This is a genomic window from Rhizobium sp. UFLA01-1127, from assembly GCF_059803845.1.
Window position 1 is genome coordinate 1 of record NZ_JAUQTZ010000010.1, and the last position, 19,504, is coordinate 19,504.

Genomic DNA, 19,504 nt, shown 5'->3' on the forward strand with positions numbered 1-19,504 from the left:
ATGACGACTATGAGGCACTTGCAAACCACATCATCAACGGTCTGAAGAGCCGCCTCGGCGAATAACAGTCATGGCGCGCGGCACACTCGTTCGCCGCGCGCCCTTTCTCGTCTTTCTCAGTCACCTGTCTCCGGCCGACTTTTCCTGAGCTTCCAGCGCAGCATTTATTTGCTTCTTTCGATGGCTGCCGTTAGTCGGAAAGGGCTCATATCCTCAAACGCGTTTGCCGCCGCTCACCGTCTTATCCAGAAAGGTCCATCCTTGTCCGCCGCATCGAATTCCGCCTTCGCCAAGACCTACTCCGGCTTCCTGTTCGACATGGACGGCACGATCATCAATTCGATCGCCGCCGCCGAGCGTGTCTGGGGCAATTGGGCGCGCGCTCAGGGTCTCGATGTCGAGACGTTCATGCCGACCATGCACGGCAAGCGCGGAGTGGATACGATTGGCCAGCTGAACCTGCCTGGCGTCGATCCCGTCGCGGAAGCGCTGAAGATCACCGAAGCCGAGATTGCCGATGTCGAAGGTGTGATCGCGCTGCCGGGTGCCGTCGATTTCCTTGCGTCATTGCCGCCGGAGCGCTGGGCGATCGTCACCTCGTCGCCCTATCGGTTGGCGCTGGCGCGGCTGGATGCGGCCGGAATTCCTGTGCCGCGCTTCATGGTTACCGCGGAGGACGTGAAGGTCGGCAAGCCCGATCCGCAGGGCTATATCCTCGGCGCGCAGCGCCTTGGCCTCAGTCCGTCGGAATGCCTGGTGTTCGAAGACGTCTTGGCCGGCGTCAAGGCGGGCGAGACGGCTGGTGCGGATGTGGTGGTCATCACCGCCACGCATTCGCATCCGATCGAGACCAATCACACCATGCTGCCGAATTACGAAAATGTTCGCGCGCATGCGGATGGCGACGGAAAATTATCGATCATCCGCAAAGGCTGACGCAGCCCGCTCCCTTCTGCGACCACTGCATGTCGCTTTCGCGCTTTGCAATGGGCTGCCGGCTCATTATGTATCTTGCGATAATATAAATTTTCGCGAAGATCCGATGACTCCCAAAGAGCTGAAAGCCCGATACCGCAACGAGCGCCTGGCGGCACGGGACGCCATTCCGGCGGAGGACCGTATCGAAAAGGGTCTCGCCATGGTGGTGCATGGCGGCGACGCCATCGATATCGGGCCGGGAGACATCGTCTCCGGCTTTCTGCCGATCCGTTCGGAAGTGGACATAAGACCGTTGATGGCGCGCCTGCGGGAGCGTGGGGCGCGGCTTTGCGTACCCGTAATCCTTGACCGCAGCACGATCGTCTTTCGTGAGCTCGTTGCCGGTGTGCCATTGGTTCCGGTTGGATTCGGAACTTCGGGGCCGGGGCCTGACGCGGCGGTGCTCGATCCCGATATCATGCTCGTGCCGCTTTCGGCCTTCGACAGAAGCGGCCATCGCATCGGCTACGGTGCCGGTCATTACGACCGGGCGATCGAGCGCTTGCATCAAAAAGGATTGAATCCGCGGCTGATCGGCATTGCATTCGATTGCCAAGAAGTGCCATCAGTACCGGCTGAGCCGCATGATGTCCGTCTTGACGCGATTTTGACCGAGAGCGGACTCGATTTCGTTTCGGAAGTGATTGGATAGCGAATGCGGCTGCTTTTTCTGGGAGATATGGTCGGCAAGACGGGACGAACCGCGGTATGGGACCGTCTTCCGGGGCTCGTATCCGACCTGAAGCTCGATTTCGTCATTGTCAATGGCGAAAACGCCGCCGGCGGCTTCGGCATCACCGAGGACATCTTCCTCGAAACGATCAATGCCGGCGCAGACGTCGTGACGACGGGCAACCATGTCTGGGACCAGAAGGAAGCCGTTGTCTTCTGCGAGCGCCACGACCAGTTCCTGCGTCCGGCCAACTATCCGGCCGGTACGCCCGGCCGTGGCTCCGGCCTTTACTATGCTCGCAACGGCGCGCGCGTTCTCGTTGCCAATATCATGGGCCGCGTTTTCATGCATCCGGAGCTGGACGATCCCTTCAAGTCCGCGGAAGCCATTCTCGATGCCTGCCCGCTGAAGGAGCAGGCGGATGCCATCATCTTCGACTTCCATGCAGAGGCGACGAGCGAAAAGCAGTGCTTCGGGCATTTCGTCGATGGTCGCGCAAGTTTCGTCGTCGGCACTCATACGCATGTGCCGACTGCCGACGCGCAGATCCTGAACGGCGGCACGGCCTATATGTCGGATGCCGGCATGTGCGGCGATTACGATTCCTCGCTCGGCATGGAAAAGGAAGAACCGCTCAACCGGTTCATTTCGAAAATGCCGAAGGGACGGTTCGAAGCGGCTTCCGGGCCTGCGACAATTTGCGGCGCCGGCGTCGAGATTTCCGACGTCACGGGACTGGCCGAAAAGATCGCGCCCTTGCGGCTCGGCCCGCGGCTTGCTGAAACCATTCCGGAGTTCTGGCGCTGATCGCTGGACGATAATCCATCATCCTCGAGGGATGACGCGATTGTGAGCAATTGCGTCTGATTGCCGCTGGACCTGTTTCGGGTCATGCCGCATCCTTTCGCCAATGTCTGGCTTGAAGGGATGGCATGATGCCGGGATTTCCTGTCCTTGCCGCGTTCTTCCTGATGATGATCTTTGCTTCGGGCGCGGCGGATGCCCAGCAAAAGCCGGCGCGTCCGGAGCCCAGCCAATGCCAGGCGATCGCGCAATCCCTGCCCAAGGCGACATTCGCCAGCTTTTCTACTCCCGGCCCCACGCTTGCCAATGACCCCGTCGATGGTGATGTGAAGATCACCTTTCTTGGCCACTCGACGTTCTTCATCGAAACGCCAGGCGGCGTTTCCATCGCCACGGATTACAGCGGCGCCTATCCGCCGCCGTATACGCCCGAAGTCGTGACGATGAACAAGGCGCATCCGAGCCACTACACTTTGACGCCCGATCCGGCGATCAAATATGTGCTGCACGGGTGGAGCGACGTGCCTGGAGAGCCGGCGAAGATCCATCTGACCGTAGGCGATACGTTGATCCGCAATGTCGTGACCGACATTCGCTCCTGGGGCGGCGGCATCGAGGCCAATGGCAATTCGATCTTCATCTTCGAGGCGGCGGGCCTCTGCATCGGCCATCTGGGGCATCTGCATTTCGAGCTGACCGACCAGCAATATGCCGAGATCGGTCGGCTTGATGTGGTGATGGTGCCGGTCGATGGCGGGCTGACCATGGGCGCCGACAGCATGAGCCGTGTCGTCAAGCGGCTGCGTTCATCGCTGATCCTGCCGATGCATCGATGGGGACCGCCGATCGACCAGTTCCTGGCCTTGTTCGGTCCCGATTTCGATGTCGGTTACGCGCCGACACCGAGCGTCACGGTGTCGGTGAAGAGCTTGCCGCGCAAGCCGCTGATCTATGTGCTCAAGGGGCTTTGATTGCGAGGAACGGTTTTTGGCTCTTCTTGACGGCTGATGTCTCGCATCCCCATTATCCGGCTTTTTACTTGAATGAAGGCCGCTTCGCTCTTATAAGGCGGCCATTCCCAACAAAAGACGTGAACAGGGGTGCCATGGCTGGCCATTCACAGTTTAAAAACATCATGCACCGCAAGGGCCGTCAGGACTCGGTGCGCTCGAAAATGTTCTCGAAACTGGCGCGCGAAATCACGGTCGCTGCCAAATCGGGTCTGCCCGACCCGAGCATGAACGCGAGCCTGCGTCTGGCGATCCAGAACGCCAAGGCCCAGTCGATGCCGAAGGACAATATCGATCGTGCCATCAAGAAGGCTTCCGGTGCCGACACCGAGAATTACGATGCGATCCGTTACGAGGGCTACGGTCCGGGCGGTACGGCGATCATCGTCGAAGCGCTGACCGACAACCGCAACCGCACGGCATCCAACGTTCGCTCGATCTTCACCAAGGCCGGCGGTGCGCTTGGCGAAACCGGTTCGGTGTCCTTCTCTTTCGATCACGTCGGCGAAATCACCTACAAGCCTTCCGCCGGCGATGCCGACAAGGTCATGGAAGCGGCGATCGAAGCCGGTGCCGATGACGTCGAAAGCGATGAAGAAGGCCATGTGATCATCTGCGCCTTCGAATCCCTCGGTGAAGTCGCCAAGGCGCTCGAAGCGACGCTCGGCGAAGCCGAAACCGTGAAGGCGATCTGGCGCGCGCAGAACAATGTGCCGGTCGACGAAGAAAAGGCCCAGTCGCTGATGAAGCTCATCGAAAACCTTGAAGACGATGACGACGTACAGAACGTCTATTCGAACTTCGAAGTTTCGGACGAAGTTATGGCCAAGCTCTCGGCCTGATCCCTTCCGGGTCTTTTAGAAAAGCCGACTGCAGCGATGCGGCCGGCTTTTTTGCTTGAGAGCATTTTCGCTTTTCTCCGAAATGCGAAAACACTCTATCGCGTTGGTTATTTGCGCAATTCCGGACGGAAAACCGCTACGCACTTTTCCTGGAATTGCTTTATGGCGCCGTCGCGCGGATAAAATCGTCGCGGAAGGCAGCAAGGTCCGGTGCTGCGACATCTGAGACAGCCCAGAAGACCAGCCCGTCCGCGTGCCATTCGGCAAAATTGTAGCCGTCCTTCTCCGCATTGATTTGGGCTCCTGCGGCGCCAGGCCAGATGAAGAGATTGATGACATGGCCATGCCGGCGATAGATCAGCGCCGCCACCACGCGGCTATCGAGATAATCCACCCGGCCGCCGACCAAGGGGAAGCCCTGCGCCGCCAGATCGACCACAGGGGGAGAGAAGTCGATCTTGCCGTTGAACCATGGTTTGACCGTGTGCTGGTCTGAAGTCAGCACGTCGGTCAGGTGATCGGCAAGCATCGAACGGACGTGGCTCGCAAGAAGCTGATCCTCGATCGTCTGGCTCTGCTGCGGCACGTTCAGCACGAGCATGAGGCTCGCGGCCAGAACAGCGAGCGAAGGCACGAAGCTCCATTCGCGAACCCATCGCCAAACGCGATGCCATGGGCTCTCCGTCTGGACCGCTGCCGTCGTCGCGCGTTTCGTCATGGCCTGTTCCAGCGAAAGTGCGGCCTGAACGCGGGTATGCACAGCCTCCGGTGCTTGCCATTTGACGCCTTCGCGTGCGGAAAGACGCTTGACCATCATGGCACTCTCCATTTCACGGGCACATTCTGGGCAAGTTGCCAGATGCGCCTCGAAACGGGCGGCATTGGCTGCGTCCAATTCGCCGTCGATGAAGCCGTGCAGCAGGTCTGCCCATTCGCTGTGATCCTTAAGTTCTTCACCGCTCATCGCGCCGCCCCTTTTTCTTCGAGGCTGCGCCAGACTTCGCCGAAATCGCGGCGGGCGCGGGCCAGGCGCGACATGACGGTACCGATCGGCGCATCGATAATGTCGGCGATTTCCTTGTAGGAGAGGTCCTCGAGTTCGCGCAGAACCAGAACCTCGCGCATGGCATCGGGCAACATGTTGATGACCGCACGCACCCGCTGCGTTTCCGATTTACGGATGAAGGCGGCTTCCGGCGTATCCTCCTCCGAGGCTGGCTCGGGAGAGGACGAGCCTTCCTCCAAATCTCTTTCGTCGGTCATCGGCTGTTCGTAACGGGTCTTGCGCCGGCCCTCCTGCAGCCAGGCATGATAGCAATTGCGGACGATGGTGAAGGTCCAGGCGCGGGCATCGCCGTCCCGAAAGCCGCTAAAGCCGCGATAGGCACGAAGATATGCCTCCTGCACGATATCCTGTGCGGCATCGGCGTCCCGGCTCAGGAAGCGCGCGAAATTATAGGCGGCGTCCAGATGCGGGATGATGGTGCGCTGGAAGCGGCGCATGGTTTCGTCGGGTGAGGAGATTGCGCGCTTTGAAGGCGCTGCATTTGCCGAAGATTCTGCCACCGTCATGAACAGGGCAATTGCATATGAAATGAGGTTGTTGCCGCAAGCACCTTCTCCCCGAGGGGAGAAGGTGCTTGCGGCGCCGACGTGCCTCATATGCGATCGCTCTGCCTTCATGGAAGCGGCATGTTTGATCGTTTTCGGTTCTGTGATGAAGGCCCGCAGGCGAGCCAGAAATCGCGCAAACCTGCTGATCGCGGTGTTTTGCAGCGAACGCCATGTCCATGGGCGGAGCTGGCCGCCAAGTATCATCGAACTCATAGGTCGGGCGTCTGTCATCGTGATCCCCGCAAAACGCCGCTGTGACTGTAAGCGTCAGCTAAGGCGCTTGCAATGTTGCCTGAAAAGCTAGATCGCGCTCGCGCGGGTTTTATTCCTGGTCGGATGAAAAAAGTCGAAGTCACGGAACGCGGAATGTCCGCCATCGCATCCGGTAATTCTCCCGCCGCAAAATAATCCATTGGACTTCAATGGCTTGCAAGAAATCTTCGGTCGGCGGGGAATAAGCACCCGTGACCGCCGATCTTCTTCCTCAGTGGATGGCCGCAATCGCTTGCGACCTCCGCCTAGCCCGAAAGCCATAACCCTGAGGAGATATTGCGATGTTTGATATGACCCGCCGCGCCGTTCTCGGCACGGCCGCAGCTGCGGCAGCCTTCGGACTGTCGGCGAAGCTCGAATTCATCCCGCAAGCCTTTGCAGCCACGCCGCTGGAGCCGACGGTCGGCTTCTACAAATACAAAGTCGGCTCGATCGAGGTGACGGCCATCTATGACGGCATCTGGCGCAAGCCGCATGATCCGGCCTTCATCAAGAACGCTTCCGTCGAAGATACCAAGGAAGCGCTTTCCAAAGCCGGCCTGACGACCGATTTCATGCCCATTCCCCTGACCGTTGTCGTTCTCGATATCGGCGGACGCAAGATCATGATGGATGCCGGCTCGGGCGTCGGCCAATGGCAGACCAACGCCACGCATCTGCCGGCCAACATGGCTGCCGCCGGCATCGACTACAAGAAGATCGATACGATCATGATCTCGCATTTTCACCCGGACCATGTCTGGGGCCTGATGGAAAAGGGGACGAATGCCGCCGTCTTCCCGAATGCCGAGCTGGTCGTCAACGCCGCCGAATACAACTGGTGGACCGATCCCGGCCGCGTCGACAAGCTGGCGGAAGGCCGCAAGGAAGCCGGCCGGCGCATCGCCTCCGTTTTCCCGACATGGAAGAATTGGAAGCTGGTCGAGGATAATGCGGAAGTTGTGCCCGGCGTGCACATGCTGGCCGCATACGGCCATACGCCCGGTCATTCCGTCTTCCTCATTGATGGCGGCAGCGAGCAGCTGATGGTCTCTGCCGACATCATGTATGTGCCGGCGCTGCTGGCGCCCCATCCGGAATGGGAAGGCGCTTACGACCAGGACGGCCCGATGGCCGTCGCCACCCGCCGCAGGCTGATCGATCGCGTCATTGCCGACAAAATCAGGATTTGCGGCTCGCATTTCCCATTCCCGGGCTCCGGCACCTTCGTCAAGGACGGCAACGCCTATGGCTTCACCCCCACCATCCAGGCCTGACCGGCCAAAAACAGGAGCAAGTACCATGTTCAGAAATGCCATTCTTGGGATCGCCGGCCTATGCGCCGTCGCCATCCTGCCTGCTGCCACCGCAGGCATTGCCTTCGCTGTCGACAATATGGAATCGACCGATGCGCCCGACCTGACTTCGGTTCGCGCCAAGATAGACGCGAAGGACTATGCCGGTGCGCTTGCCGAGCTTCGCGATATCGCCGAAGAGCATCAGCAGGCCGACGTCTATAACCTAATGGGCTTCACCCTACGCAAGACCGGCGACTTCAAGACATCGCTGACCTACTACACCAAGGCCCTGGAACTGCAGCCGGATCACAAGGGCGCGCACGAATATCTCGGCGAACTCTATGTCGAGACCGGCGATATGCCCAAGGCTCGCGAGCAGCTTGCCGCCCTAACCAAGCTTTGCCCGGCGGGATGCGAAGAACTTGAAGATCTGACCAAGGCGATCACCGCCAAGAGCACCAACTAGCGCACGACCTCAACCGATCCGGCAGCATCCCCTCGATCACATCGAGGGGATGCTGCCGGGCAGGACCGGAAAGCGTGTGGATCCCGACGGGAAGGAGAAAGGTCATGGAATTCGAAGAGGAGAATGCCGTTCTTGTGAATATGGCCGACATGGCACTGCTGTTCGGCCGCCTGCTGCTGTCGCTGCTCTTTCTGGAAGAAGGCTTCGAACTTGCCAGCAATCTCGATACTGCATTGGAGGCGATGGCAAGGCTCGGCGTCACCGCTCCCATCGCCACGGCAACGATCGTGCTGCAGCTTGCCGCCGGACTTGCCATTGCGCTCGGGCTGATGACTCGCCTCGCGGCTTTTGGCCTCGGCCTGTTCTGCCTGCTGACGGCGCTGCTCTTTCACAACAACTTCGCCAGCCATAACGAGCTGCTGCACTTCGAAAAGGATTTGGCGATTGCAGGCGGCATGTTCGCCCTGATCGTCGCCGGTGCGGGCAAGCTGTCGCTCGATATGCTCATCCGGCGTCATTGGAAGACGAGGCTCGTGGCTTGAGCCCGTCGATCGGCCGGTGAGCCGCGTATATGAGATCGGCTCACCGCATAGACTGCCTGAAAATCAGGAGATCTTCCTGAAGCTTGGAAGCGTCGCGAAGAATTCCACCGATTTCAAGCGCGCCTCGATGTCATGGATCGGCATCGATATGATGACTTCATCGGCTTCCGTGTCCTTGATGAATTGCGAAAGCTTCGCCTCCCCCGTTCCGGGCGAGCCGACCACTGCGTAGCGCAGCGTATTTTCCACGTTCAGCTTTTCCATCGGCGTCCAGAAATCATCCATGTCGCGGCGCGGACGCGGGAAGAGGCCGCGCACGTTGCGGCGGAGATTGACGAATTGCTGCTGTGCGGAGGTGAAGTGATATTGCGCCTCTTCGTCCGTATCCGCTACTGCGCCCATGATGCCGACCATCACATAGGGCTTGGCGAGCGTGGCCGATGGCGTGAAGCGCTCGCGATAGATGGCGATGGCATCCATCAATGCTTCCGGGGCGAAATGCGAGGCGAAGGCATAGGGCAGGCCGAGCATGGCGGCGAGGTGGGCGCTGTAGAGGCTGGAGCCGAGCAGCCAGATCGGTACGTTGGCGCCATGGCCGGGAACGGCAAGAATGATCTGGCCTTCGTCGGCGGGACTGAGGAGATGCTGAAGCTCGACGATATCCTGCGGGAAGCTTTGCGCGCCGGCATCGATATTGCGGCGCAGGGCCTGTGCCGTGCGCATGTCGGTGCCGGGCGCGCGGCCGAGGCCGAGGTCGACTCGGCCGGGAAACAGCGCTTCCAGCGTGCCGAACTGTTCGGCGATAACGAGCGGCGAATGGTTTGGCAGCATGACGCCGCCCGAGCCGATGCGGATACGCGAGGTCGCCGCGCCGACATGGCCGATAACGACTGAAGTCGCAGCACTTGCGACGCCGGGCATGCCGTGATGTTCGGCAAGCCAGAACCTGTTGTAGCCAAGCTCTTCCGCCTTCTGCGCCATGCGCCTCGAACTCTCGAAGGACTGGCTGATGGTGCTGCCTTCGGCAACGGGCGAAAGGTCGAGGATGGAAAAGGGAACCATGGCAAGAAACCTGCGTGGTGGAGGGGAGGGTCGCACCCACATGTAGGAGCGCTGCGTGCCTATTCCAAACCCTGTTGCCGCAATTTCGTCACGATGTTTCCGGCACGGCTCCCGCGGCCCAGTCAGTGCCCCGTTTTTGTTTTGTTCACATTTTGCTGGCACATCTTCCGCCCGAAAGATAGGTTGGCTTATGCAGAATACGATTCGCATCATCGGCATCGATCCGGGCCTGCGCCGCACCGGTTGGGGTATCATCGATACGCTTGGCAACTCCCTGCGTTTCGTCGCATCGGGAACCGTGACTTCGGATGGAGAGATGGATCTCGCGTCCCGTCTGTGCCAACTGCACGACGGGCTTGCCGATGTCGTGCACAGCTACCAGCCGGACGAGGCGGCCGTCGAGCAGACCTTCGTCAACAAGGATGCGGTGGCAACCTTGAAGCTCGGGCAGGCCCGCGGTGTCGTCATGCTGGTTCCGGCACGCGCCGGCCTGCCGGTATCGGAATATGCGCCGAATGCGGTCAAGAAGGCGGTCATCGGCGTGGGACATGGCGAGAAGCAGCAGATCCACATGATGCTCAAGATCCTGATGCCCAAAGTGGAATTCAAGGGCAATGACGCTGCCGATGCGCTCGCCATTGCTATCTGCCATGCCCATAACCGCGGCGCCAGCCGGCTGCGGCAGGCGGCATTGGCGGGATAGTTTGTTCTTGACTTGTTCCTGTGGTAATGATAATTCTTACTCTAAGATCGGAGAGTAAGAATGCGTGTGACATCCAAAGGGCAAGTGACCATTCCCCGCGACTTGCGTGAATTGGCTGGCATAGAGCTCAACAGTGAAGTCATATTTTCCGTCGAGGATGGAAAGCTGGTTGTTTCGCCCAAGAACGGTAAGCGGGAAATGGAAGATCGGCAGCGGCTCGATCGGTTCATGGCCGCTCTCAAGCGCTTGGAAGGTACCGGCGATCAAGATATCGACGCCGAAGCGCTGATGTCGATGACGCGTGACCGGTGAATATGGTCACCATCGTCGATACGAATGTGCTGGTTGATTTGGCGATATCCAATTCAACTTGGCATGGGTGGTCCAGCGGGCAGGTTCTTTCTGCTTTCAAGCGAGGACCGGTCGTCATCAACCCCATTATCTATGCGGAATTCTCGGTGCGCTACAGCAGTGTGGACCAGGTGGACGAACTGTTGCCGCAAAGCGAATTTCGTCGCGAAAACCTGCCTTGGGCCGCTGCATTTGCCGCTGCCGCGGCTTTCAAGATCTATCGTCAGAGTGGTGGGGGAAGCGAGCGTGTTCTTCCCGATTTTCTGATCGGTGCGCATGCCGCTATTCGCGGTTACTCGATATTGACACGAGATTCCAAAGGCTATCGATCCTATTTCCCGGCCGTTGAGCTCATCTCTCCCGAAACCCATCCCTGACGGACATCATCCATGATCGGCAAGCTGAAAGGCACAATCGAAGAGATCGGCGAAGACTATGTGCTCGTGGACGTGCATGGCGTCTGCTATGTCGCCTATTGCTCAGCCCGAACATTGTCGAAGCTCGGTTCCGTTGGCGAGGCCTGCATCCTTTTCATCGAAACCTATGTCCGCGAGGATCAGATCCGGCTCTTCGGCTTCATGACGGCGCTGGAACGCGAATGGTTCAATATCGTGCAGACGGTGCAGGGCGTGGGCGCCAAGGTGGCGCTGGCGCTGCTATCGACGCTGACGCCCGCCGAGCTTGCCAATGCGATCGCCCTGCAGGATCGTGCCGCCGTTTCGCGGGCGCCGGGGGTAGGTCCGAAAGTCGCCATGCGCATCGTGACGGAGCTCAAGAACAAGGCGCCGGCTTTTGCCGGCGATGCAGCCAATATCGGGCTCAAGCAGGAACTGGGAGACGGGGTTGCCGCAGCGCCCGTTGCCGACGCGGTTTCGGCACTCACCAATCTCGGCTATTCCCGCGATCAGGCGGCGAACGCCGTTGCCGCGGCGATGAAATCGGCCGGTGAGGGTGCTGACAGCGCCAAGCTCATCCGCTTCGGTCTCAAGGAACTGTCGCGGTGAGGCTTTGCACCTTCCGCAATCCTGACTATTGTCGCAAAGTCGCGAGATCGAGCTTCGGCACTCCTTCGTCAAAGAGTATTTTTGATGCGGCGGATGTGATAACGCCTACGGCACTGGAACCGCAAAGCGCATACCCGGAATGGAACCTCTGACATGAGTGAAGCCGCACGTCTGATATCGCCGGAAAAGCGGGGCGAAGACATCGATGCGACGCTCAGGCCGCAGTCGCTGGACGAATTCACCGGCCAGGCGGAGGCGCGCGCCAACCTGAAGATTTTCATCGAGGCGGCCAAGGGACGCGGCGAGGCGCTGGACCATGTGCTGTTCGTCGGTCCGCCCGGCCTCGGCAAGACGACGCTGGCGCAGATCATGGCCAAGGAACTCGGCGTCAATTTCCGCTCGACATCCGGACCCGTCATCGCCAAGGCGGGCGATCTTGCCGCACTGCTCACCAATCTCGAAGAGCGCGACGTGCTTTTCATCGACGAAATCCATCGTCTCAATCCGGCTGTCGAAGAAATCCTGTATCCGGCCATGGAGGATTTCCAGCTCGACCTCATCATCGGCGAGGGGCCGGCGGCGCGCTCGGTGAAGATCGATCTCGCCAAATTCACGCTGGTTGCCGCGACGACCCGCCTCGGACTGCTGACGACGCCGCTGCGCGACCGTTTCGGCATCCCCGTCCGGCTGAGCTTCTATACGGTCGAAGAGCTTGAGCTGATCGTCCGGCGCGGCGCGAGGCTGATGGGCCTCGGCATGACGGATGAGGGCGCGCGCGAGATTGCGCGTCGTGCCCGCGGTACGCCGCGTATCGCCGGCCGCCTGCTGCGCCGCGTGCGCGATTTTGCCGAAGTCGCCAAGGCGGAAGCGGTGACGCGGGAGATTGCCGATGAGGCGCTGACACGGCTTCTCGTCGACAATGTCGGCTTCGATCAACTCGACAAGCGCTATCTCAACATGATCGCAGTCAATTTTGGCGGCGGGCCTGTCGGCATCGAAACCATTGCGGCCGGTCTTTCCGAGCCGCGCGACGCGATCGAGGACATTATCGAACCCTATATGATCCAGCAGGGCTTCATTCAAAGGACGCCCCGCGGCCGGGTTTTGACCGCGATTGCCTGGAAACATCTCGGCATGCAGCCACCCAAGGATCTGGAGGCCGCGCAATTCCGGCTGTTCCAGGAGGGAGACTGAATGCTCGGCCGTCGCGCCTTCCTGAAGCTTTTCGGCGGCAGTCTGTTCGGTTTGATGGCACTCGGAGGATATGCTCTCGGATATGAGCCCGTCGTTCGCCTGAATGTCACCCGCTATGCATTGAGCCCACCGGGATGGACGCCCGGGCTGAAGCTCAGGATCGTGGCGCTTGCCGATTTCCACGCCTGCGAGCCCTGGATGACGGCCGAGCGCATTGCCTCGATCTGCGCTCATGCCAACGAGCTTGGCGGCGATATCATCCTGCTGCTTGGCGACTATACCTCGGGAACCAATCTCATTACCGGCCGTGTCGATCATCGCATATGGGCGGCAGAGCTTGCGCAGCTGAAGGCGCCGCTTGGCGTTCACGCCATCGTCGGCAATCACGACTGGTGGCATGACGCAACGGCTCAAAGAATCGGTCATGGGCCTACCTTCAGCCACCGAGCCTTGTCGGCCGTGGACATCGAAGTTTATTCCAACCGAGCCGTGCGCCTGGAAAAGGACGGGCACGGATTCTGGCTCGCCGGCGTCGAGGATCAGCTTGCTCTGCGCCGGAGCATGCGCTGGAAGCGCCCCTTTACAAGAGGACTCGACGATCTCGACGGGACACTGGCGCAGGTTATGGATGACGCCCCCGTCATCCTTCTCGCGCACGAGCCGGATATCTTTCCTGCCGTACCGTCGCGGGTGTCGCTCACCCTGTCGGGACACACGCATGGCGGACAGGTGAGGATTTTCGGCTGGTCGCCCTACTCGCCCTCGCGTTATGGTGACCGATATGTCTACGGCCATATCGTCGAGGAGGAACGCCATATCATCGTATCCGGCGGCCTCGGCTGTTCCATCGCGCCGGTCCGCTTCGGCGTTCCGCCTGAGATCCTCCTGATCGATGTAGGATAAGGGATCATGCCGAAACGCAAACACATCAGATTGAACGCCGGCCGCGCACGTTTCCAGGTACGCGTCGCAGGTCTCGGATTTCGTGAGGGACATGTCCTGGTGCACCGGGCGGTGCACGAGAGCTTCTGGACCTTTCCCGGCGGCCGCGCCGAGATCGGCGAGACCTCGGAAGAAACCTTGCGGCGGGAGATGATGGAAGAGCTCGGCGTCGACGTGGCGGTCGGGCGCCTCCTCTGGTCGGTCGAGAACTTCTTCCATTACGAGCAGCTGGACTGGCATGAGCTCGGCCTCTACTACCTGATGGATATTCCAGCCGAGTTTCCCTTCGATCCCAAGCGGATCGTGCATCGCATCGAGGATGGCGACAACGAGCTGGAATTCAAATGGGTGCGAGCCACGCGCGAGGCGCTGGTTGCGCTCGATATCCCGCCCTATTTCATTGCCGAGGAAATCGAGAACCTGCCGCTAACCTCTCGCCATCTCGTCTGGCGGGATGGCGATCTGGACAGCGCCTAGGGGGACTTGATGGTTGCTTTCGATCCGGTCCGCAGCTTTCGCAAGCTTGCCTATAACAACGCCTTGGCGAATGTCCGGCTGCACCAGGCCTGCGCGGCGCTTCAACCCGGCGAGTTCGAAGCCACGCGGGTGAGCTTCTTTCCGTCGATCAGGGCGACCCTCAACCATATCCTGACGGTCGACTGGTTCTATGTCGATGCGCTGGAAGGCGGCACGCTGGGTCTGAAGGCATTCGATGTCGAGGAGCCTTTCGACCGCCTCGACGAATTGAGCAAGCAGCAGGCGGACGTCGATCGGCGGCTGGTGGCCTTCTGCGAAGATCTGACGCCGGAGACGGCGATGCGGATCGTCGATATTCGACGCGATGGCCGCATCCAGCGAGAGCGAGCGGACGATGTGCTGAACCATCTGTTTCAGCATCAGACGCATCATCGCGGCCAGGTGCATGCCATGCTGGCAGGAACCAGTGTCGCGCCGCCGCAGCTTGACGAATTCATCGTTTCCGACGATGCGCGGTTCAGGGAAGAGGAATTGGCCGCGCTCAATTGGGACGAGACGAAGCTGATGCGCTGATGCCGTGGCGCGGCCGCGATTTTGCCAGCGTTTCTATCGTTTGCCGGAATAAGTCCTTTCCGCCGCCTCGCCAGCCGAGGGCATAGATCCTCGACGTATTCATGGTGCTGAGCGCGTCGTGAGCTGCAGGTGCCGGCAGTGCGTGAGGACAGCCCGTTGCGCTTTGAAGATTGCCCAGGATTTCGTGTGTATCGGTCAGAATATCCGATAGGTTGAAGGCCTCGCGGTCGATGCGGCCGGCTTCCGTTTCCAGCAGAAGACGAACCGCGCGGCCGAGGTCGCGGCCGTGAACTTCGGTTCCCGCACGGGAAGAAACCGGTTTGCCGTTCAGATAGTCGTCGAACAATTTGTCCCATTTGTTGGGCCGCAGGTCGCCATAAACGCCGGTTGCGCGCAGGCTCGCAGTCGCGAAGCCGGGCGCAGACAGGGAAAACAGGGCATGTTCTGCGTCGCGCTTCACCTCGCCGTAGAGCGTGTTCGGCTCCGGTCTGGTCGCCTCGGTCAGCTCCTTTCCGGCGATCCCATCACCATAGACGGCGCGGGAGGAAAGAAAGATGCAGCGGCGGATGCCGGCCTTTCTGGCGGTCTCGAAGAGTTTGACGGAGCCGTCGAGATTGAGCCGGCGAAATCCTTCCGGATCGTTGCCTTCGCCGCCGCGATATTTGCCTGCGACATGGCTGAAGGCCGCGTGCACGAAGAAATACGCGTCGTCGAAAACATTGCTCTGATTTTCTGCAGGATCGAGGCTCAGAGGCACGAAGGAGGTTGGCTGCTGAAAGAAATCTTTTGGCGGCGGGCTGCGTCCGCCGACCGCAACCTTGTACCCGGCAGATAGCAGCTCTTGGGCAATGTATCGGCCGACAAGGCCGGTTCCGCCTGAAATGAGGACTTTCATGCCGCCGCTTTCGGATTTGCGAGCGTGGCGATATCCGGCATGTCTCGGCCGGTATGGAAGCTATGCCACAGGTCGATCAGCGGCTTGAGCTGTTCGGCCTTGGGATGGTTTTCTTCCCAGGGCTTCTCATATTGATAATGCAGGATCGAGACGCTGTTCCAGTTCCAGAGCTCGGGCATGCTGAACCAGACATATTGCAGCATGTTCATGAAGATGGGCAGTCCGTGCCAATCCGGGAAGAAGGTCTCGAGGAAGGTCTGGTCGGTGCGCCGCCAGAAGACGTCGGGGCGATCGAGGCTCTCCAGCATGTGCTGAAAGGTCGCAAGCGACGGCTTGGCGACGAAGACGCCCGAATTCAACCGGTGGAAATCGGCAAGGCTTTCGTAGACGTTCGGCGCGGCGGAAAATTCCGGATAGTCGAAGAGCCGATCGACGTTTCGCAGCACCAGCGCATCCGCATCGATGAAGACGCAGGTGTCGTATTCGATCAGCTGCCAGAGCCGTAGCTTGCAGAAATTGTCGAGTGGCGTGTGGAAGGAAGGCTTGCGGCCCTTGCTGAAGGGAGCAGCGGCATGGAGGTTGCCGCGGGCATGCCGCTCGTTGAAGGCGTCCGACAAGGGAAGGTGCTCGACTTCGACCAGCCGGCAGTCGAGCGCAGCCAGCGGCGCGAGGTCCGCTTCACCGGCGCCGGCCGTATGCAATGCGACGATATCGGCTTTCGTGCCGGCATGAACGATCGAACGTGCCAGCGCCAGCGCGCCCATGGCGTAATTGGCATTCGTGACGAGCGTCACGAATGCCTGCCTGGCGCGAGGGCGGGTCCGCGGGCGCAATCCCTGCAGCATTTCGCTTCCCGGCATCATGACACGGACTTCAGCCTCTTGCCCTCCGGGTCATGATTGACCGTTGCGGCAAGATCCCTGGTCCAGGCGGAGACGGCCGGAACGCGCGAACGATCGACGCGGTAGGCGTATTTCCTGGCGACATCGACGATTTCTCCCAGCAGCCCAGTTTCAAGCGTGATCGGCGCCAGCCCGAGATCGAGGAACTTGTCGTTCTTGACGACGAGGTCGTTCTCAGGCGCTTCCTTGCGCGGATTGGGCAGGCGGACCACTTCCGCGCCGCTCATCCTGGCGATCATGTCGGCGAGGTCGCGCACGCGATGGGTCTCTGTCATCTGGTTGAAGATTTCGACGCGCGCCCCGTGGGCCGGCGGGTTCTTCAGAGCCAGTTCGATGCAGCGCACGGAGTCCTGGATATGGATGAAGGCGCGGGTCTGGCCGCCGGTGCCGTGCACCGTCAGGGGATAGCCGATCGCCGCCTGGATGAGGAAACGGTTGAGCACGGTTCCGTAGTCGCCATCATAGTCGAAACGGTTGATCAGCTGCGTATGCCGGCGCGTCTGCTCGGTATGCGTGCCCCAGACGATGCCCTGATGCAGGTCGGTGATCCTCACCCCGTCATTCTTGGCATAGAACTGGAAGAGCAGCTGATCGAGGCATTTTGTCATGTGGTAGACCGAGCCGGGATTGGCCGGATAGAGGATCTCCTGGCTGACCGTGCGGCCGTCGGCGGTATCGATGCCGACAGGCAGATAGCCTTCGGGGATGGCGGCGCCGATGGTGGAATAGCCATAGACGCCCATCGTGCCGAGATGCACGAGATGCGCGTCGAGATTGAGTTCGACCAGCGCGTTCAGCAGATTATGGGTGGCGTTGACGTTATTGTTGACCGTGTAGTTCTTGTGGCGGTCGCTCTTCATCGAATAGGGGGCGGCGCGCTGCTCGGCGAAATGCACGATGGCATCGGGGCGGTGCTCTGCCAGCCACTTCTTCAGAAGCTCGTAGTCCTTGGCCAAATCGATCAGGTTGAAATGGATGCGGCGGCCGGTTTCGGCATGCCAGATGCGGGTGCGCTCCTGGATCGAATCCATCGGCGTCAGCGACTGGACGCCCAATTCCGTGTCGATCCAGCGGCGGGAGAGGTTGTCCAGGATGTGGATCTCATGACCAGCGTCGGAGAGATGGAGCGAGGTCGGCCAGCCGATGAATCCGTCGCCGCCCATAACCGCTATTTTCATGAGATTTTTCCTTCTGCGCCGATCCGCTAGCCGGCACCATTCCGGATAGTCGGAGTTTATGACAATTGTTCAAAGCTTGCTTGATGGCAGAACTTCGGCCAAAGAGATGCCGGACATTCAAGGAGATGCGGCAAAGATGAACAGCCCCTTTCTGATTGCTGGGGAACTGGAAGCCGGAAGCCATCGGCTGGTGCAGCGAGTCTACTATGAGGATACGGATTTTTCCGGCCTCGTCTATCACGCGCGCTACCTGCATTTCCTCGAGCGGGGACGCACGGACTATCTTCGCTGTCTCGGCGTGGAGCAGCGCGAGCTCCTGAATGCCGATGTAGAGGGGCTGGTTTTCGTCGTCCACCGCATGGAGATCGACTTCAAAGGGCCGGCGCGGATGGATGACGTTCTGACGATCCGCACGGTGACCGAAAAGGCCGGCGGCGCCAAGATGGTGCTGTCGCAGGAGATCCGGCGCGGCGACATGCTGCTGATCGCAGCCAAGGTCATCATAGCCGTGATCAACGCAAAGGGTCGTCCGCGCCGCCTGCCGGAAAAGCTTGCCGCGCAGATGCTGACGGCATCGGAAAACGCTGGTTAGGCCGGGGTTCGCCGGCTCGCGGCTATGGCGGCCGCTTGCAGACATGCGGCCGTTGCGGACAGGTCGCTTGCAATAACTTGAGTTTTATGTGAAGGAATTCTCCACGCAAGCTTTGTCTGCGTTTGTCGCCGGTTTCGTCCGGTCAGTTCTTCCCTGGAGCCAGAATAGCCTTCGCCGCCGTTAAATCCTTCATGTTTCGACGCTAACATTCTTTTAACCATAATAGTGTCTTACTGGTTCTGTCGGAGTTTGTGCGGTGCACGCCTTCCTTTGACCAAATTTGACGGCAAGAAGGCAGTTGTAAGCTTGGAAGGCTTGACCAGGGCGTTCAGCGGCGGCTGCCAAACAATTCTTGTGAGATCACTTTTAGCCGCCCGGTCTAGCGCCGGGCGTTTGGATTCGGGGATTTTGGATCAATGGAACAAGTAGCATTGGCAGCGGCCACCACACCGGACATCACGCTCTGGTCGCTCTTCATGCAGGCGGGCCTGGTGGTCAAGCTCGTCATGATCGGCCTGCTGGCAGCGTCCGTATGGACCTGGGCGATCGTTATCGATAAATATCTAAGCTACGCACGGGCGCGGCGGCAGTTCGATCACTTCGAGCAGGTCTTCTGGTCCGGCCAGTCCCTCGAAGAGCTGTACCGGACGCTTTCCGAACGCAACAATACGGGCCTCGGCGCCATCTTCGTCGCGGCCATGCGTGAATGGAAGAAATCCTTCGAGCGCGGCGCCCGTTCGCCGATCGGCCTGCAGATGCGTATCGACCGCGCGATGGACGTGACGCTGGCTCGCGAATCGGAACATCTCACCGCCCGCCTCGCATCGCTCGCAACCATCGGTTCAGCCGGTCCGTTCATCGGTCTTTTCGGTACGGTCGTCGGTATCATGACCTCGTTCCAGGCGATCGCCGGCTCGAAATCGACCAACCTGGCGGTCGTTGCGCCCGGTATCGCCGAAGCGCTGCTGGCAACCGCCATCGGTCTGGTCGCCGCTATCCCGGCGGTTATCGCCTACAACAAGTTTTCCGGCGATGCCGGCAAGCTTTCGGCGCGCATGGAAGGCTTTGCGGATGAATTCTCCGCCATCCTTTCGCGCCAGATCGATGAGAAGCTGCAGCCGCGCCAGGCTGCTCAATAAGTTGCGGACAGAA

Annotated in this window: 23 protein-coding genes and 1 pseudogene; 18 read left to right on the forward strand and 6 right to left on the reverse strand. The window is 60.1% G+C overall.

The features are described from left to right. Positions 1 to 261 precede the first annotated feature (261 nt). From Q4Q11_RS04035 to Q4Q11_RS04055, 5 genes are all read left to right on the forward strand, one after another. Positions 262 to 936, forward strand: a complete 675-nt coding sequence (locus Q4Q11_RS04035) for an HAD family hydrolase (RefSeq protein WP_498568732.1) — start codon at positions 262 to 264, stop codon at positions 934 to 936. A 106-nt stretch (positions 937 to 1,042) separates the two neighbouring features. Then, positions 1,043 to 1,630, forward strand: coding sequence for a 5-formyltetrahydrofolate cyclo-ligase (locus tag Q4Q11_RS04040; RefSeq protein ID WP_113213655.1), 588 nt, complete (start codon positions 1,043 to 1,045; stop codon positions 1,628 to 1,630). 3 nt (positions 1,631 to 1,633) lie between these two features. Beyond that, positions 1,634 to 2,458, forward strand: coding sequence for a TIGR00282 family metallophosphoesterase (locus tag Q4Q11_RS04045; RefSeq protein WP_498568733.1), 825 nt, complete (start codon positions 1,634 to 1,636; stop codon positions 2,456 to 2,458). A gap of 125 nt (positions 2,459 to 2,583) precedes the next feature. Then, positions 2,584 to 3,426 (forward strand): MBL fold metallo-hydrolase, encoded by an 843-nt coding sequence (locus Q4Q11_RS04050; RefSeq protein ID WP_498568734.1) that lies wholly within the window; start codon positions 2,584 to 2,586, stop codon positions 3,424 to 3,426. A 134-nt stretch (positions 3,427 to 3,560) separates the two neighbouring features. After that, on the forward strand, positions 3,561 to 4,307 hold the full coding sequence (locus Q4Q11_RS04055; protein WP_112503189.1) for a YebC/PmpR family DNA-binding transcriptional regulator: 747 nt from the start codon (positions 3,561 to 3,563) through the stop codon (positions 4,305 to 4,307). 160 nt (positions 4,308 to 4,467) lie between these two features. On the opposite strand, the gene Q4Q11_RS04060 is transcribed toward Q4Q11_RS04055, so the two are convergent. Together Q4Q11_RS04060 and Q4Q11_RS04065 are read right to left on the reverse strand one after the other, a co-directional pair. After that, complete coding sequence (locus Q4Q11_RS04060) at positions 4,468 to 5,271, reverse strand: anti-sigma factor family protein (protein ID WP_498568735.1); 804 nt, start codon at positions 5,269 to 5,271, stop codon at positions 4,468 to 4,470. Beyond that, positions 5,268 to 5,879 (reverse strand): annotated as a pseudogene (locus Q4Q11_RS04065) (sigma-70 family RNA polymerase sigma factor); the annotation flags it as partial. The gene Q4Q11_RS04060 and the pseudogene Q4Q11_RS04065, both read right to left, overlap by 4 nt. Positions 5,880 to 6,475: 596 nt before the next feature. Here Q4Q11_RS04065 and Q4Q11_RS04070 point away from each other — a divergent pair. The 3 genes from Q4Q11_RS04070 (at position 6,476) to Q4Q11_RS04080 (ending at position 8,479) form a co-directional block, all read left to right on the forward strand. Further along, positions 6,476 to 7,450: an MBL fold metallo-hydrolase gene (locus Q4Q11_RS04070; protein WP_112503201.1), complete on the forward strand. Its 975-nt coding sequence runs from the start codon at positions 6,476 to 6,478 to the stop codon at positions 7,448 to 7,450. A 25-nt stretch (positions 7,451 to 7,475) separates the two neighbouring features. Continuing rightward, positions 7,476 to 7,937 (forward strand): tetratricopeptide repeat protein, encoded by a 462-nt coding sequence (locus Q4Q11_RS04075; RefSeq protein ID WP_112503204.1) that lies wholly within the window; start codon positions 7,476 to 7,478, stop codon positions 7,935 to 7,937. Positions 7,938 to 8,041: 104 nt separating this feature from the next. After that, complete coding sequence (locus Q4Q11_RS04080; protein WP_112503207.1) at positions 8,042 to 8,479, forward strand: DoxX family protein; 438 nt, start codon at positions 8,042 to 8,044, stop codon at positions 8,477 to 8,479. A 63-nt stretch (positions 8,480 to 8,542) separates the two neighbouring features. Here the strand turns inward: Q4Q11_RS04080 and Q4Q11_RS04085 are convergent, their stop codons facing one another. Then, positions 8,543 to 9,541, reverse strand: a complete 999-nt coding sequence (locus Q4Q11_RS04085; protein ID WP_498568736.1) for an LLM class flavin-dependent oxidoreductase — start codon at positions 9,539 to 9,541, stop codon at positions 8,543 to 8,545. Positions 9,542 to 9,731: 190 nt separating this feature from the next. On the opposite strand from Q4Q11_RS04085, the gene ruvC reads away from it, so the two are divergent. From ruvC to Q4Q11_RS04125, 8 genes are all read left to right on the forward strand, one after another. After that, a complete protein-coding gene (gene ruvC, locus Q4Q11_RS04090; protein WP_112503213.1) occupies positions 9,732 to 10,244 on the forward strand; it encodes a crossover junction endodeoxyribonuclease RuvC in 513 nt (170 codons plus the stop codon). Positions 10,245 to 10,304: 60 nt separating this feature from the next. Next, positions 10,305 to 10,556, forward strand: coding sequence for an AbrB/MazE/SpoVT family DNA-binding domain-containing protein (locus Q4Q11_RS04095; RefSeq protein WP_112503215.1), 252 nt, complete (start codon positions 10,305 to 10,307; stop codon positions 10,554 to 10,556). Positions 10,557 to 10,558: 2 nt separating this feature from the next. Further along, positions 10,559 to 10,972: a type II toxin-antitoxin system VapC family toxin gene (locus Q4Q11_RS04100; protein WP_498568737.1), complete on the forward strand. Its 414-nt coding sequence runs from the start codon at positions 10,559 to 10,561 to the stop codon at positions 10,970 to 10,972. A gap of 12 nt (positions 10,973 to 10,984) precedes the next feature. Continuing rightward, positions 10,985 to 11,599, forward strand: coding sequence for a Holliday junction branch migration protein RuvA (gene ruvA, locus Q4Q11_RS04105; RefSeq protein WP_113213562.1), 615 nt, complete (start codon positions 10,985 to 10,987; stop codon positions 11,597 to 11,599). A 153-nt stretch (positions 11,600 to 11,752) separates the two neighbouring features. Beyond that, on the forward strand, positions 11,753 to 12,793 hold the full coding sequence (gene ruvB, locus Q4Q11_RS04110) for a Holliday junction branch migration DNA helicase RuvB (RefSeq protein ID WP_112503224.1): 1,041 nt from the start codon (positions 11,753 to 11,755) through the stop codon (positions 12,791 to 12,793). Next, on the forward strand, positions 12,794 to 13,696 hold the full coding sequence (locus tag Q4Q11_RS04115) for a metallophosphoesterase (protein ID WP_112503226.1): 903 nt from the start codon (positions 12,794 to 12,796) through the stop codon (positions 13,694 to 13,696). Between the two features lie 6 nt (positions 13,697 to 13,702). Continuing rightward, positions 13,703 to 14,212: an NUDIX hydrolase gene (locus tag Q4Q11_RS04120; RefSeq protein WP_113213561.1), complete on the forward strand. Its 510-nt coding sequence runs from the start codon at positions 13,703 to 13,705 to the stop codon at positions 14,210 to 14,212. A 9-nt stretch (positions 14,213 to 14,221) separates the two neighbouring features. After that, positions 14,222 to 14,785, forward strand: a complete 564-nt coding sequence (locus tag Q4Q11_RS04125; RefSeq protein WP_498568738.1) for a DinB family protein — start codon at positions 14,222 to 14,224, stop codon at positions 14,783 to 14,785. Here the strand turns inward: Q4Q11_RS04125 and Q4Q11_RS04130 are convergent. From Q4Q11_RS04130 to Q4Q11_RS04140, 3 genes are read right to left on the reverse strand one after another with little or no spacing between them, the layout of a single operon-like run. Beyond that, positions 14,754 to 15,680 carry an NAD-dependent epimerase/dehydratase family protein gene (locus Q4Q11_RS04130; protein ID WP_498568739.1) on the reverse strand — a complete coding sequence of 309 codons (927 nt, stop codon included), beginning with the start codon at positions 15,678 to 15,680 and terminating at the stop codon, positions 14,754 to 14,756. The genes Q4Q11_RS04125 and Q4Q11_RS04130 overlap by 32 nt on opposite strands. After that, entirely contained in the window at positions 15,677 to 16,525 is an 849-nt protein-coding gene (locus Q4Q11_RS04135; RefSeq protein ID WP_113222915.1) for a glycosyltransferase, read from the reverse strand. The genes Q4Q11_RS04130 and Q4Q11_RS04135 overlap by 4 nt, the downstream gene beginning before the upstream one ends. A gap of 14 nt (positions 16,526 to 16,539) precedes the next feature. Then, positions 16,540 to 17,760, reverse strand: coding sequence for an NAD-dependent epimerase/dehydratase family protein (locus tag Q4Q11_RS04140; RefSeq protein WP_113222755.1), 1,221 nt, complete (start codon positions 17,758 to 17,760; stop codon positions 16,540 to 16,542). Between the two features lie 136 nt (positions 17,761 to 17,896). Here Q4Q11_RS04140 and ybgC point away from each other — a divergent pair, with 136 nt between their 5' ends. After that, complete coding sequence (ybgC, locus tag Q4Q11_RS04145; protein ID WP_498568740.1) at positions 17,897 to 18,352, forward strand: tol-pal system-associated acyl-CoA thioesterase; 456 nt, start codon at positions 17,897 to 17,899, stop codon at positions 18,350 to 18,352. 416 nt (positions 18,353 to 18,768) lie between these two features. Beyond that, on the forward strand, positions 18,769 to 19,491 hold the full coding sequence (gene tolQ / locus Q4Q11_RS04150) for a protein TolQ (RefSeq protein ID WP_112503241.1): 723 nt from the start codon (positions 18,769 to 18,771) through the stop codon (positions 19,489 to 19,491). Positions 19,492 to 19,504: the final 13 nt, after the last annotated feature.